Below are 12,848 nucleotides of genomic sequence, written 5' to 3'. Positions count from 1 at the left end.
GCCTGCGGAGTATGGGCCTTGGCAGACGGTGTATGGCCTGTTTCGCCGTTGGTAGCGGGATGGCACCTGGGCGCGGGTCCTGGCCGGGTTGCAGGCCTGTGCCGATGCGGCTGGGTTGATCACCTGGGATGTGAGCGTGGATTCCACGATTGCCAGGGCGCACCAGCATGCGGCCGGAGCCCGGAAAAGGGGGATCTGCAAGCCGAACCACCAGGCGGCCTGGCCGGCGTCGGCGGGATCGAGCCGGCTGATCACGCGTTGGGACGCTCCCGCGGCGGCTGGACCACGAAACTCCATCTGGGTTGTGAGCAAGGCCGCAAGCCGCTGTCGATCCTGGTCACCGCCGGGCAGCGTGGCGACACCCCCGCAGTTCCAGGCGGTGCTGGACGGCATCAGCGTGGCCCGCCCCGGCCCAGGCCGCCCTCAATGTCGTCCCGACCGGGTGCTGGCTGACAGGGCCTACAGCTCCCGCGCAAACCGGGTCTACCTGCGGCGACGCGGCATCCGGGCAACCATCCCGGTCAAAGTCGATCAGGCCGCCCACCGCCGCAACCGCGGCTCCCGCGGCGGGCGACCACCCGCCTTCGACTCCGATATCTACAAGCAGCGACACGCCGTCGAATGCGGCATCAACCTGCTCAAGCAGCGTCGCGCCGTAGCCACCCGATACGACAAACTCGCCGTCCGCTACCAGGCCACCATCCACATCGCCGCCATCGACACCTGGCTCCGTGACCTCGAACGACACTTATGAAACACGGCCTAGGGCATTGGGGCGTGCAGATCGATCGGCGCAAGGGCTCGTTGACGACGTTCCCGAGCTCGCCTGACGGCCTGGCCAATGTACGGAATCCTGTTGAAAACAAAGGGTTCTGAGCGTCGGCGAACTGATCATTTTCGTGATAGAGTCGCATACATGTTCGACCACGGGGATGTTGATGTGTTGGCGGTGGCCGCGCCGGGTCCTGAGCTTGCCACCAAACTCGCCGCGATTGATCTGACTGCTGTGAATGGCTACGCGCGCGTCGTGGTGATGCGGGCCTGGCAGCGGCAGGCGTCGTGGGCGTCGTGCCGGATGTATGACGCGATGGCCTACGTGGCGCGGTCACCGATGGGTGGTGAGGACGCGCCACCAGAACTGCTGGAAACCTGCAGCGAGTTCGCCTCCGTTGAGATCGGGGCGGCACTCACCCTGTCACCGGGGTCGGCTGATCGTGAACTGGACTTGGCGTTCGACCTCACCAAGCGACTCCCCGGGACCCGCGCGGCACTGGAGGCGGGTCGGATTGATGTGAACAAGGCACGGGAAATCTCCTCCGAAACCAGCTGCCTGTCAGACGAACTCGCCCGCGAAGCAGAGGAATGGATCCTGCCCAAAGCTTCGGAGTTGACTCGGCAGCAGCTTGAGCGCCGCCTGAAAGCCAAAGTGATCAAGCTGGATCCGGTGGGTGCCGAGGAACGGCGGAAGGCCGCGAAACGCGAACGCAAGATTCAGTTCGGCGCCGGTGTCAACGGGACCGCGAGTATCTTCGGCTACGACCTGCCGCTGGAGAAGGTGGCGGAGGCGAAAGCGTTCATCAACAGGCTGACCGAGCACCTCAAAGCAGGCGGCGATGACCGCTGGCTCGGTGAGATCGAAGTCGACGTCTTCCTCGACCTCCTGCGCGGCCGACACCTCGACACCGGCGGCATGGCAGTCAAAGTTGAGCTTGTCGCCCCACTGGACACCTGGATCAAGGCCGCCGCCGGCCAGGCCGGCCAGACGGACGAGCGCGCTGGCGAGGCCGGGTTCGAGCCAGCTGACCTGAAGGACTTCGGCCCAATCTCCGAAGACGTGCTCGCCGACCTCATCAAAGCCGCCGAGGCAGGGTTTGAGTACTGCTGGACCGTCACCGCCGACGGGGTGGTCGTCTACCACAACCGCAGCGCCTACCGGCCCACCAAGAAACAACGCGAATTCGTGCAGGCGAGGGACCGCACCTGCCGCCACCCAGGCTGCGAACGGCCAGCCGAGCGATGCGAAGCAGACCACACGTTCGAACACCGGAATGGTGGGACCACCTGCGCCTGCAACCTGACCATGCTCTGCAAACGCCACCACCGAGCCAAACACGAAGGCGGCTGGTTGTGGACCCAACCCGAACCGGGCTACTTCAAGACCCAAAGCCCGCTTGGGCACACCTACGACGCGAACCCCGATCCCCTACCAGGCGGCGGGATTCCCCGGCAGGCCGACCCGGAAGCGAGACGACAACGAGAATCCGTCGCCGCGCAACTCGCCCAAGAAGATGAGCTCATACCTTTCTGAGGCGAAGGGCTCCTCAAACCCGCGCGTATTCGGCCGCGACGGCAGGATTGGCACGGAGGTGATCACGGAACGCCGGCCAGTCAGGGTCGTACGCAACGATCGTGATCGGATCCTGCCGCATCACCCCATCCTGGCATGCACGCGCTGCGGGGCTCCGGATGCGGCCGACCGGTAGGCGGCGTCGAGGAAGGCGGTCGTCGCGGCGGCCGGCCGGCCCGGTGCGAGGTTCGGGCCGCGGCCCGACAGCAGGTCAGCGAAGCACCGAGCGGGTGCGTACGTCGGGTACGCGGGCTCTCCGACCGCCGGTTCGCTGGAGATCGACGTACCGTCGCCGCGGTACAACGTGGCTCGAGCGGAGAGCAGGTCTTGCTCGAGCGAGCCATTGGTGCCGTAGTAGCGGATCCGCTGGTGCGGCGGCTGCCCGCCGACCGCGGTACCCGTGGAGGTGACTGTGCCAAGTCCGCCGCCCACGAACCGGAACGCCATCGCGTCCGCGACGTCGACCGCGAGCCCACGGTGGTCGAGGTAACAGGACACCTCCTCGACCTGCCGTCCCGTCGCCCACAGGACCATGCCCATCAGGTGGGTCACCTGCGCGTGGCCCTGACCGCCGCCCGCGTTCGCCGGGTCGGAGTAAGTGAGGGGATGTGGTTCCGTGGCCGTCGAAGGATCCTCCGTTCCGGCGAAGAGCGTGACGGTCCCGGATGCGAACTCCGCCGCCACGCACACGAGTTCGCCGATCTCCTCCCGCACCGCCCGCTGGACGAAGCCCGCCGTCCGGGTGTGCTGGTAGGTGTAGCCGGCTGCCAGGTGCAGGCCGGCCGATTCGGCGACCGCCACCAGCTCCCACGCGTCGGAGGCGGACGTCGTCAGCGGCTTCTCCACCAGGACGTGGAGTCCCGCGTCGAGCGCCGCCCTGGCAACCTCGTGGTGGCTCGTGTGGGGCGTTGCGACGATGACGCCATCGACGAGTCCGGCGGCCACAAGCGCGCTGACGTCGTTGAAGGAGTGCCGTACGCCGAACCGCTCCGCCACCACCCGCGCCCGGTCCGCGCGCGCGTCGCAGACCGCCACCAACTCGGCGCCGTCGTAATCGACGAGGGACGGCAGGTGCGCCGTCGTCGCCCACCACCCGGTGCCGATGACAGCCAATCGGGGAACGCTCATCACTGCCCCTGGTCGTCGACGCCGCCGCCACGACGGCTGCCGGGCACCCCGGGCAGCCCCGGCACCGCGGGCACCAACCGCATATCAGGGTTGAGAGTCAGTCCGAAGCCAGGAGCCTCTCCGACCGTCAACCATCCATTGACAGGAATGTCCTCGCCGGAGAACAACGGCGCATGCTGCGGAGCCACCGACACCCCGTCCGTCGACAGCACCGGGAACTCCGCGAGGTCGCCGCCGGGCTGCGTCACCACGAAGTGGTAGTTGGGCATTCCGCAGGTGTGCGGGATGACTCTGACGTCGTAGACCCGAGCCACGTCCGCGATCCGCAGCACCTCGGTCATACCACCGCACCAGCCGAGGTCGGGCTGGATCACGTCGACCCCCGCCTCGCAGAGGAGCCGGAAGCCGGCCGCGGTGTACTCGTGTTCGCCGGTGTTCAACGTCATGGTCGGTGGCATCCGGTCCCGGATCCGCCGCAGGCCCGCATAGTCGTCCGGCGGTAGGGGCTCCTCGATCCAGGTGAAACCAAGCGGCTCGACCGCATGTGCCAGGCGTACGGCGTAGTCGACGTCCAGCGCCATCCAGCAGTCGTACATCAACGGGAAGTCGGCGGGCACCGCGGCGCGCGCCTCGCGGGCCAGCGCGACGTTGTTGCGAAACCCTGCCTCACCTTCGGACGGCCCCCACACCAACGGCAGCTTCGCCCCCGCGAATCCCAATGCCGCCGCGGTTTCTGGGCGCGGACCGGTCGCGTACACCTGGACGGAATCCCGGATCCGGCCGCCGATCAACGCGTGCACCGGCTCACCGACGACCTTGCCGTGCAGGTCCCAGATCGCGAGGTCGACGGCCGAGATCGCGTGCAGTACCAGGCCTTTGCGGCCATAGCGCAGGGTGCTCGCGAACATCCGGTCCCAGATCCGGGTGTGGGCGGAGGCACGCTCGCCCTTCACCAACCGGGCCAGGTGCTGCTCGATGATCGCCGCCGCAGCAAGGCCACCGGTCGTCCACACGCCGACCGCGCCGGACTCCGCCTCCACCTCGACGACGACCGTGCCGCCGTCATCCGCGCCAATGCCCGCGTCCCGGCTGTCGCGGAACTCCGCATACCTGGTCATCGGGTTGGCGACCTTGCCTCCCAGCCAATGATCGCCGCGCCGGCCAGCCTTGCCCGCGGCCGGCGGCTCTGGGTCATCCCTGCCGACGAACGACGCGCGTACGTCGACGATCCGATCCGCAGTCACTTCTCGTCCTCTCCACTCGCCCTAGTCGTTGACGTACGCCACGTCGTCAACCTGGAATTTCGCCCGCCTGGTCGAGCCGCGGTACCGAGACCCGGAACGAACCATCCGCGGCCGCGGTCGTGGTCCCGGCAGGTTCCATGCCAGTCAAGCTGTTCGGGTCTGCCTCGGCGCCAAGCGCGTAGACCGCCACCGGGTCTCCGCCCGTGTCCACCGCTCCCGCCACCACGACGGACGCGTCGCCCGCTGACACCGACGTGATGCCGGTCGTTGCCGTAGGTGCCGCTCCAGCCGACGCCACCGCCGACAGCGTGCCCAGCAGGGAGGAGACGACAACGGCCAGGATCAGCATGCTTCGTGGGAAAAGCCGCACTGCCATAGCGGACTCCTCACTTGGTGCCGCCGACCCCGGGCAGACCGCCCTGGAGACCGGCAAGGAAGTACTTCGACAAGAAGACGAACAGCACGAGCAACGGAATGCTGGCGATCGCGTACCCCGCGAAGAGCGGGCCGTACTCCGTGGCGTTCTGTGTCTGGAAGAACTGCAGGCCGGCCGAGATGGTGCGCAGGTGGTTCTCCGTCACCGTCAGCAACGGCCAGAAGAAGTCGTTCCACACTCCGATCACGGTGACCAGCGCGATGGTGCCGAGGACCGGCATGGACAGCGGGAGCATGATCGAGACGAACATCCGCGGGCCCCCCGCACCATCCACGCGGGCAGCGTCGAACAGCTCCTGCGGAAGCTGCTCGACGAACGTCTTCATCAGCAGGGTTCCCAGCACCGATCCCCCGACGATGTGCGGGATGACAAGGACCGCTCGCGTGTTGAGCAGGCCCAGATCGCGCATCAGCACGAACATCGGGATCAGGCTGGAGATGCCGGGCACCATGAGCAGCGCGGCGATCAGCCCGAACAACACGTTGCGTCCGAAGAAGCGGTAACGCGCGAACACGAACGCCGACACCGAACACAGCACGACCGTGCCCACGATCGCCGCGGCCGCCACGGTCACCGAGGTGACGAAGTACGGCTGGATCTGTGCCCAGGCCCGCGAGTAGTTCTCCAGATGCAGCGGCAGCGCCGGCAGCCACCACGACTCGTAATACTGCTGGTTGGTCTTGAACGACGTGACCAGCATGAAGAGGAACGGAAACAGCCCCACGAACACGATGACGCCCAGAGCCAGCATGATCAGCGCCTGGCGACGGCCTCGCGTACGTCGGGTTTGCGCACGTCGGGCTTGCGCACGACGCGCTTGCGCATGACGGGCTTGCGTGCGGGGCGCGGCTACGTCAGAGCGGACGGACATCGGCGGTGTCCCTCCTTCGTACGAACACGATGACGACGCTGAGCAGGATCGTCATGACGAACAACGTGGTGGACAACGCCGCCGCATACCCCCAGTCACTGCCCTGGAACGCCACGCCGAGCATCCGCAACACCGGCACCTGTGTGGCGTTGTCCGGGCCGCCACCGGTGAGGAGGTACGCGGCAAATCCGTACTGGAGAACGCCGATGGTGGCGAGGAACACCAGCAACTTGAGCTGGCTCGCCATCAACGGCAGGTCGATCGCCGTCAGCCGGCGCAGCCGTCCGCAGCCGTCCAGCGCCGCCGCCTCGAAGACCTCCGTGGGGACGTTCTGGAGAGTGGTGAGGAACACCAGGAACGGCAGGCCCGCGACGAACGGAAAGCCGATGAACAGCAACGACAGCAGGGCGAACGCCGGGTCGCCCACCCAGTTCTGTGCCAGGACGCCGAGCCCCATGCTTCGGAGGACTCGGTTGATCACGCCGTTGTTCGGCTCGTACATCGCCGCCCACAGCAACACGGTGACGACACCCGGAAACGCCATCGGGGCGATGAGCAGGGTCCGGAACGTGAACTGCGCCCGCTTGCTGTCCAGGCTGATGATGAGTTCGGCGGCCAGCAGCGGGATCGCCCAGGCGATGGTGACACCGAACACGAAGATGAAGCCGAGATTGCGGAACGACTTCCACCACAGGTCGTCCCCGAACATCGTCACGTAGTTGTCCAGCCCGACGAACGGCGAGTCGAATCCGGGCCGCCATTCGTAGAGCGAATGCCAGATCCCGCTGGCCGCCGGGTAGTAGGCGAACACCGCCAGCGTCGCGAACAACGGAGCGAGAGCGAGATAGGCGTACCACGGGAAGCGTCGACGCCCTGCCCGCATGGTCCTCACTTTCTCCCCGCCCAGGGTTCCTTGTCCCACTTGTTGTCCTTGACGGCCTGGCGTTGCCCCTTGATCCACAGGTTCTGCAGGTAGGACTCCTGCTGCTGGAGGTTCTTCGTTCCCAGCAACCAGCCTTCGAACAAGCTGAGCGTGGTCACGCCAGGAGGACCTCCGGGGATGCCCAGCGGGATCGAGTCGCCCCAGCTCCCATCGGCGAAGGCTTTGGTCTCTCCGGCACCGGCGGAGCCCTCCACTGCCGAGATGCCGCCAGTCGCCGAAAGCCACGGCTGGATGCGCTCCGGTGTGCTGACGAACTGCAGGAACTTCACCGCGGCCTGGAGTTTCGCGCCCTTGACCTTCGACGGGATCATGTAGCTTGTGCCGCCGACGCTCGCCCCGAACCTCGCCGGCGCGTCGGTGGCCACTGGCGTGGAGTCAGTGGTGATCTGCGGGAACGGCATGCTGGAGAAGGAGAACTTCACGTCCTTCAACGCGCTCACCCCGAAGTTGACGCCCCATGCCATGCCGGCCTTGCCGCCCGCGAAGTCGCGCAGGCCAACGACGGCACCGTTGAGACCTTCGGTGTTACCCGACCAGTTCTTGTCCACGCAGGAGTCCCACATCCGCTTGATCAGCTTGTGGGACTCGACGATCTCGGGAGCCTTGGTGGTGAGCTCACCCGACAGGACGGCCTTCGCCACCGACTTGCCCGCCACCACCGGCTGGCCGGTCGACGAGGCGGCCTTCCCGGGCTTGCCGTCCACCGTGTAGACGTTCAACCGGTCGACCCACGTGTCCAGCAACATGCCGCTGATCGTGGACATCGTCCATCCCGGTCCGAGGTCTGACCGATCCATCGCCAGCGGGGTGTAGCCCGCGGCCTTGAGTTTGCCGCACCCGTCGATCAGGTCCTCGAAGGTGGCGAACGGCGCACTGATACCGGCCTTGTCGAAGGCTTCCTTGTTGTAGAACAGACCAATGCCGACGAGGTTGAAGGGAACGAACTCCACCTTTCCCTCGGCATTGCGACTTGCCGGGTTGCCGGTCCCGTAATAGCGCTTACGGAAGACGTCAATCCAGCGTTGACTGCCGGGACCGCTCTTGATGTAGGGGTTCGGCTTCTGGAGGTACTCATCGAGCGCCGTCACCATGTAGGGCTGGTGCGGCGCCTGGTTGAACACCAGCTCCGGCGCGGTCCCGGCCGACAGGTGGGTCGAGATGGTCTGGCTGAAACTGGAGAGCGGCAGGACCACCGTCTTGACCTTGATCGTCGGCTCCTCCTTCTCGAACGCCGCGACCAGGTCCTCCCACGGTCGCCCGAACGACGAACCGCTTTCGTTCCACTGGTTCGGACCTTCCAGAGTGATGGTGACGGTGTCACCGGAGGAGTCACTGGATGAGCCGTCGCCGCTGCCGCCACAGGCGGACGCCGCGAGGGCGAGTGCGGCGACGCCCGAAAGGAGGCGAACCCAGGCTTTTCTGTGGAGGCGCGGACGTCCGCGGTCCGAAACGAGGTTGGTCGAGAACATTCGAGGGCCCTTCTGGTAAGGCCGGTCCATTGAGTACGGCGAATTACAGGTTGACTGTCAGAGTGGATTCGGCGGCATGGCGCAGCTTGACCAGCAGGGTCCCGTCCGGCAGGCGTTTCCAGCCCTCCGCAACCTCCTCTGCGTCAAGCGACGTCACGCGAGGCAACGCGCGCCCGTCAACCAGCACCTGACGTGGGCCGGAAACGCCTGTCACCATGAGGTGAGAGGTCGCGCCGGCATAGAAGTGGAGCGTTGCCGCGAGGGTGGACGCCGTCCACGAGGCGCCGGACACGGCCGCGGCGGTACTGATCCGGGCGACCTCCCCCGACCTTCGCAGCAGGACGGTTTGTACGTCGGTCGGCCTACCCATGAGCATGATGGCCGGTTTCGCGAGACCCTCGGGATTGATGTCGACGTTCTTGATGGGGACGTTCTCGCGCAACTCCCACACGTCTGGATAGCCGCCCTTCCCGGGCTCCTCGGTGCGCTGCTGGTGCATGGCGCTGACCACGAGACCTTCAGCGACCGTGCGCCATGGAAAGCGCACCTTGCGCCCGCCGGCGTCAAGCAGGTCGAGCAGGAAGTACGCGTAGACCAGGCCGTTCCACTGAACGGCCCGCGCGAACCACGGGAGCACGAATGCCGTTGCCCCGAAGACAGGGATCGACGCGTACGGCAGCATCGGACGCTCGGGATCAGACCACGCGTACAGGAAGGGAAGGCCGGTGCGCGCCCAGTACTCCGCGCGGTGCAGGTAGTCGCCCTTGCCGGTGAGCCGGTAGCCCTCCGCGTAGGCGCCGGCGCCATACGCCGAGGCCAGGACGTCCGGTGTGTGTACCGGCACCTCCCAGGTCTGGGCGGCTCGAGGTACGTCGAACTTCTCCAGGTATCCAAGGGCCCGCAGACCCGCGTCAAGGGCCTCTTGATCACCGCTCAGCCGGGCGTACCTCAACAGGCGCTGCGCGGGTACGGCGGTGAACCCGAGCCCTTCTGCGCCCGGCTCACCCAGCCGCCGCCGATTGGGATCGTCGCCCGGGTCGAACCGCCAGCTTCCGTCGGCCCACTGGGTTCGCAGGAGGTCGGCCATCTGCTCGCGGAAGCGTGGCAGCGCGCCTTCGAGATGCCCGAGATAGAACGGCGCGTGAAACATCGTGATGTGCGCGCCGCCGAGCTCGCCGAGAGCGCCCGGGCCCTTCTCCGCAAGGACGTTCACGGTGAACTCGCGTACCCGGTCGAACGCCGCCCGGGCAGCGGCCGGGTCGCTGGCGAGCAGTCCGGCAATCTGGAGGACGGCGGCGAGCGGCACGAACGGCTCGGGTTCCCAGCCGTACACGTGTGGCCAGCCTTTCACCGCCGGATCCCAGTACGACGTCACGTACGCGTTCCGGATCAGCTCCAGCTCCTGCTCCCACCCGAAGGGTTTGTCCGCCGGATCCGGCAACCCGTGCACGGCGTACCAGTGGTCCATCGCGCGGAGGACGTCACTGGTCAGCTCGGTCACGAGTTCCGCGCGCACCCGCAGCGGACGGCCGGCCTTCGCCGGATACGGCGCGACCGTTGCCCATGGTGCGTTCTCGTCCACGTGGTCGGGGACACCTGGCACGAACAACGTCAAGGCATGGTTGCGTTGCCCGTCGATCCAGTTGGGTGAGGCGAACCGCGGGGTCGGATGGCGTCGCTCGCCATCCCACACCTGCTGGGTGTCCCACTGCAGCGAGACCAGCGCACCGTCGTTGACGAGCGCGAGCAGGGGCACCGTGACCTTGAGCGGATGCGGGGTCGACCGAAGGTTGTGCGGAGGGTCCGCGTCAAGCGTCGAGGAGGACCGCTCTCCCGCCACCAGCCATTCCAGGCCAGGGAAGAGCGCCCTGTCCTGCGCCTCACCAAAGCTCCGCTCTCCGGCGGTGAGGGACGGTCCGCGGAAGGCGAGCAGGTCGGTGTTCCGGTCCGGTGTCGCGGTGTACGTCGTTCGTACGAAGGCGTCCTTCGCGCCGAGTGAGTACGACAGCTCCACACTCCAGCGCGTACCGTCCGACGCGACCACCCCGCCGGTGAGAGTCACCGAACCCGGGTCGCCGGTGACCAGGCGCACCTTGTCGGGTACGACTGGCAGGAGCTCAGGACCGTTCACACCCTGAACCACGACCCAGGTCAACGGCTGGCTGCTGGCCATCGGCCGCCAGGTCGCGCCGTCGCGGACGGCAAGCTGAGCTTGCGCGAAGCCGCGTGGGCCGATGAGCAGCGCCAGCCGCAGACGGGCGTTCTGCAGGTAGGTGTGGCCGGCGTTGTCGCGGAAAACCTGCACACCAGTGGGTGCCCAGCGGGCCGCGAGCCGCGCCGCGGGTACCGCGGGAATGAGCGCGCCGAACCGGAACGCGCCCCCAGGGGCCGCGAGGTCGATCGTCGCCGCGCCCGGTGTCGCCGCGGTCAACCGTGCCGTCCAGGTGAGCTTCACTTCAGCGCCGGCGGCGAGGGCGGGTACATCCGTTGCCGGGTTACCGATCGGCACCGCGCCCTCGGGCAACGTGAGCTCGACCGGGAAGCCGGCGGCGCCCTCGCCCCCGAGGTTGCTCACCGTCGTCGCGACCGTGAATTCCTCGCCGGGCTGGATGCTGCCGAGCGAGACGCCGGGCACGGTCGCGGCTAACCGGGCACCGAGGCGTTCGATGCGTACGTAGTCGATCTCGAGAACGACGCCTTCGCTGCTGGCCGGCTCGATATCCACCCGGAAGGTGGTGACCGTCCCCGATCGCCATAGCTGGCTGGCCGCGCCCAGGTCGAGAGTGAGTTCGTGGAACTCGCCATCCATCGGGAGCGGAACCCGGATCATCTTGTCTTCGGCGAGGTTCGGCGACTCCTCGGTGGCAAAATAGATGCCGAGCCGGTCGCCGCCGGTCGCCCTGGCGCGGATCCGCAGCAGCCGGTCGCGCTGACCGGTCAGGCGTACCGGTGGCGCGAACAGGTAGGGATCGTGGCCCGTCACGGTTGTCTGAAGCGTTCCCCCTGCCACCGTGAACGGCGCCACGCTGTGGGTCGGCTGCCATCCCTCAGCATCCCCGTCTGTGTTGAACTCCCATGCCACTGCCGTGCCCGCCGACACGGGTGGCTGGATGAAGAGCCCTGTCGTCGCGTCGAAAGTCCAGCCGAGGGCTGACGCGGCCGGCCCTTGGGTGCCTTGCCCTCGCGTGGATGTACCGCTGGCGAGCCTCGCCATGGCGGGAGTGGCGAAGTATCCGTTCGTGACCGCGGCGAACACACCAATCCCTGACCAGCGAAGGAGCGTACGCCGGCCCGGTCGGGGAGAGCCAGGAATGGGTTCGAAAGGAGCGGGCATGGTTGAGCACCTCCGGGGGTCGTCCCGTTGTGCTGAGCCTTCCGGTGCTACCGGAACACGGAATCTGGCGAACCGTTCACCCGGCCATCTGTATCGATTCAAGCCGGGTACCGGGGAACTGTTCAGTAGGAACCGTGCGCTGTCAATATCCCCGCATATCCGTGAACTCCATCGACCGGCGACACGCCTCAGAAGGCCCGCGCGCGCTCCTTCGCAGCGTTCAGAAACCGAACGGCTGAGACCTACACGGCAGGTGGCCGGCTGGGTGGGACCGGCTCGAGAATCCGCCGCCGTTCGGGTGACAGCCGATCCAGCAGCGGCCGCGAATACTCGTACCCGAACCTGGTCCGCGCCCATGACGGGCCGTACCGATAAATGAGAATCCGCCGCTCCCCCGGATTCGTCCGGCTACTCCCGCCATGCATGAGACCGTCGATGAAAAGCAGCGCGTCGCCCTTGCGGAGATGGACGGGAATCGCGCCGGGCAGGGTGTCCATGCGATCACCGCGGGCATAGTCGCCGCCCAGCGGGTGCGGGAAGTTCGACTTGTGACTACCCGGAATCACCATGGTCGCGCCGTCACCGTCGCCAATATCGGTCAACGCCACGATGATGTTGACCTGACCGCAGCGGAACACGCCGTTCAGGTAACGGTAAGCGCCCCGCATGGCGCCCCGATATCCACCGCTGTGCACGGGATGGTGCCCGCCGGACCGCCGGATCGAGGCGATGCATTCATCGATGAAAACGCCCCTGACATAACTGTCGTCCTCACCGGCGTACCTCAGTACGTACTCGATCCAGGACGGATGATCGATCAGCCGCTCGAACGGCTCGCCGGCCTCGACGCAGTTGTGGAGTTCGAACCCGGTCTCCTCGGTGTAGTCGCGCCGCTGGGCGTTTCCCCACCATTCGCCGGGTTCAAGATCGGGAAATTCGTCGAACGCCTGGATGAGGTCGCCGAGCAGCTCGGGTTCGACGGCGTTCTCCAGGATCAGGTACCCACGAAGATCGAAAAGGAAGTCGTCGAGCGGGCTCGGCTTTCGGGATTCCGGGTTTCGAGATTCCATGAGCGT

10 protein-coding genes are annotated in these 12,848 nt (G+C 66.9%); 2 read left to right on the top strand and 8 right to left on the bottom strand.

Annotated elements, in window-relative coordinates; translation table 11 throughout:
• Positions 1-352: 352 nt before the first annotated feature.
• Both B141_RS50870 and B141_RS0126665 read left to right on the top strand, forming a co-directional pair.
• Positions 353-754, top strand: coding sequence for a transposase (locus B141_RS50870; protein WP_202805930.1), 402 nt, complete (start codon positions 353-355; stop codon positions 752-754).
• A gap of 162 nt (positions 755-916) precedes the next feature.
• Complete coding sequence (locus B141_RS0126665) at positions 917-2,308, top strand: HNH endonuclease signature motif containing protein (protein WP_020578248.1); 1,392 nt, start codon at positions 917-919, stop codon at positions 2,306-2,308.
• A 120-nt stretch (positions 2,309-2,428) separates the two neighbouring features.
• On the opposite strand, the gene B141_RS0126655 is transcribed toward B141_RS0126665, so the two are convergent.
• From B141_RS0126655 to B141_RS0126620, 8 genes are all read right to left on the bottom strand, one after another.
• Complete coding sequence (locus B141_RS0126655; protein ID WP_020578246.1) at positions 2,429-3,475, bottom strand: Gfo/Idh/MocA family protein; 1,047 nt, start codon at positions 3,473-3,475, stop codon at positions 2,429-2,431.
• Positions 3,475-4,719, bottom strand: coding sequence for an L-rhamnonate dehydratase (gene rhmD / locus B141_RS42895; RefSeq protein ID WP_020578245.1), 1,245 nt, complete (start codon positions 4,717-4,719; stop codon positions 3,475-3,477). Before rhmD ends, B141_RS0126655 begins: the two co-directional genes overlap by 1 nt.
• A gap of 46 nt (positions 4,720-4,765) precedes the next feature.
• Positions 4,766-5,095 (bottom strand): hypothetical protein, encoded by a 330-nt coding sequence (locus B141_RS0126645; RefSeq protein ID WP_157181302.1) that lies wholly within the window; start codon positions 5,093-5,095, stop codon positions 4,766-4,768.
• A gap of 10 nt (positions 5,096-5,105) precedes the next feature.
• Complete coding sequence (locus B141_RS0126640; RefSeq protein WP_020578243.1) at positions 5,106-5,906, bottom strand: carbohydrate ABC transporter permease; 801 nt, start codon at positions 5,904-5,906, stop codon at positions 5,106-5,108.
• Between the two features lie 103 nt (positions 5,907-6,009).
• Positions 6,010-6,909: a carbohydrate ABC transporter permease gene (locus B141_RS0126635; protein WP_020578242.1), complete on the bottom strand. Its 900-nt coding sequence runs from the start codon at positions 6,907-6,909 to the stop codon at positions 6,010-6,012.
• Between the two features lie 5 nt (positions 6,910-6,914).
• The gene (locus tag B141_RS0126630; protein WP_020578241.1) at positions 6,915-8,438 is read right to left on the bottom strand and encodes an ABC transporter substrate-binding protein; all 1,524 of its coding nucleotides are present in this window, start codon (positions 8,436-8,438) and stop codon (positions 6,915-6,917) included.
• A 43-nt stretch (positions 8,439-8,481) separates the two neighbouring features.
• Positions 8,482-11,772, bottom strand: a complete 3,291-nt coding sequence (locus B141_RS0126625) for a hypothetical protein (RefSeq protein ID WP_237742816.1) — start codon at positions 11,770-11,772, stop codon at positions 8,482-8,484.
• 242 nt (positions 11,773-12,014) lie between these two features.
• Positions 12,015-12,842 (bottom strand): phytanoyl-CoA dioxygenase family protein, encoded by an 828-nt coding sequence (locus tag B141_RS0126620; protein ID WP_020578239.1) that lies wholly within the window; start codon positions 12,840-12,842, stop codon positions 12,015-12,017.
• Positions 12,843-12,848 lie beyond the last annotated feature (6 nt).

Origin of the sequence: Actinopolymorpha alba DSM 45243, assembly GCF_000373925.1 — a bacterium.
GTDB classification, from domain to species: domain Bacteria; phylum Actinomycetota; class Actinomycetes; order Propionibacteriales; family Actinopolymorphaceae; genus Actinopolymorpha; species Actinopolymorpha alba.
Note: the sequence above shows the minus strand (reverse complement) of the source record. Positions and strands in the feature narration are given on the sequence as shown.

Excerpts from the sequence above, each read along its gene's own strand:
- B141_RS0126665 (WP_020578248.1), top strand. The coding sequence starts at position 917 with ATGTTCGACCACGGGGATGTTGATGTGTTGGCGGTGGCCGCGCCGGGT.
- B141_RS0126655 (WP_020578246.1), bottom strand. The coding sequence starts at position 3,475 with ATGAGCGTTCCCCGATTGGCTGTCATCGGCACCGGGTGGTGGGCGACG.
- B141_RS0126645 (WP_157181302.1), bottom strand. The coding sequence starts at position 5,095 with ATGGCAGTGCGGCTTTTCCCACGAAGCATGCTGATCCTGGCCGTTGTC.
- B141_RS0126640 (WP_020578243.1), bottom strand. The coding sequence starts at position 5,906 with ATGCTGGCTCTGGGCGTCATCGTGTTCGTGGGGCTGTTTCCGTTCCTC.
- B141_RS0126635 (WP_020578242.1), bottom strand. The coding sequence starts at position 6,909 with ATGCGGGCAGGGCGTCGACGCTTCCCGTGGTACGCCTATCTCGCTCTC.
- B141_RS0126630 (WP_020578241.1), bottom strand. The coding sequence starts at position 8,438 with ATGTTCTCGACCAACCTCGTTTCGGACCGCGGACGTCCGCGCCTCCAC.
- B141_RS0126625 (WP_237742816.1), bottom strand. The coding sequence starts at position 11,772 with ATGCCCGCTCCTTTCGAACCCATTCCTGGCTCTCCCCGACCGGGCCGG.
- B141_RS0126620 (WP_020578239.1), bottom strand. The coding sequence starts at position 12,842 with ATGGAATCTCGAAACCCGGAATCCCGAAAGCCGAGCCCGCTCGACGAC.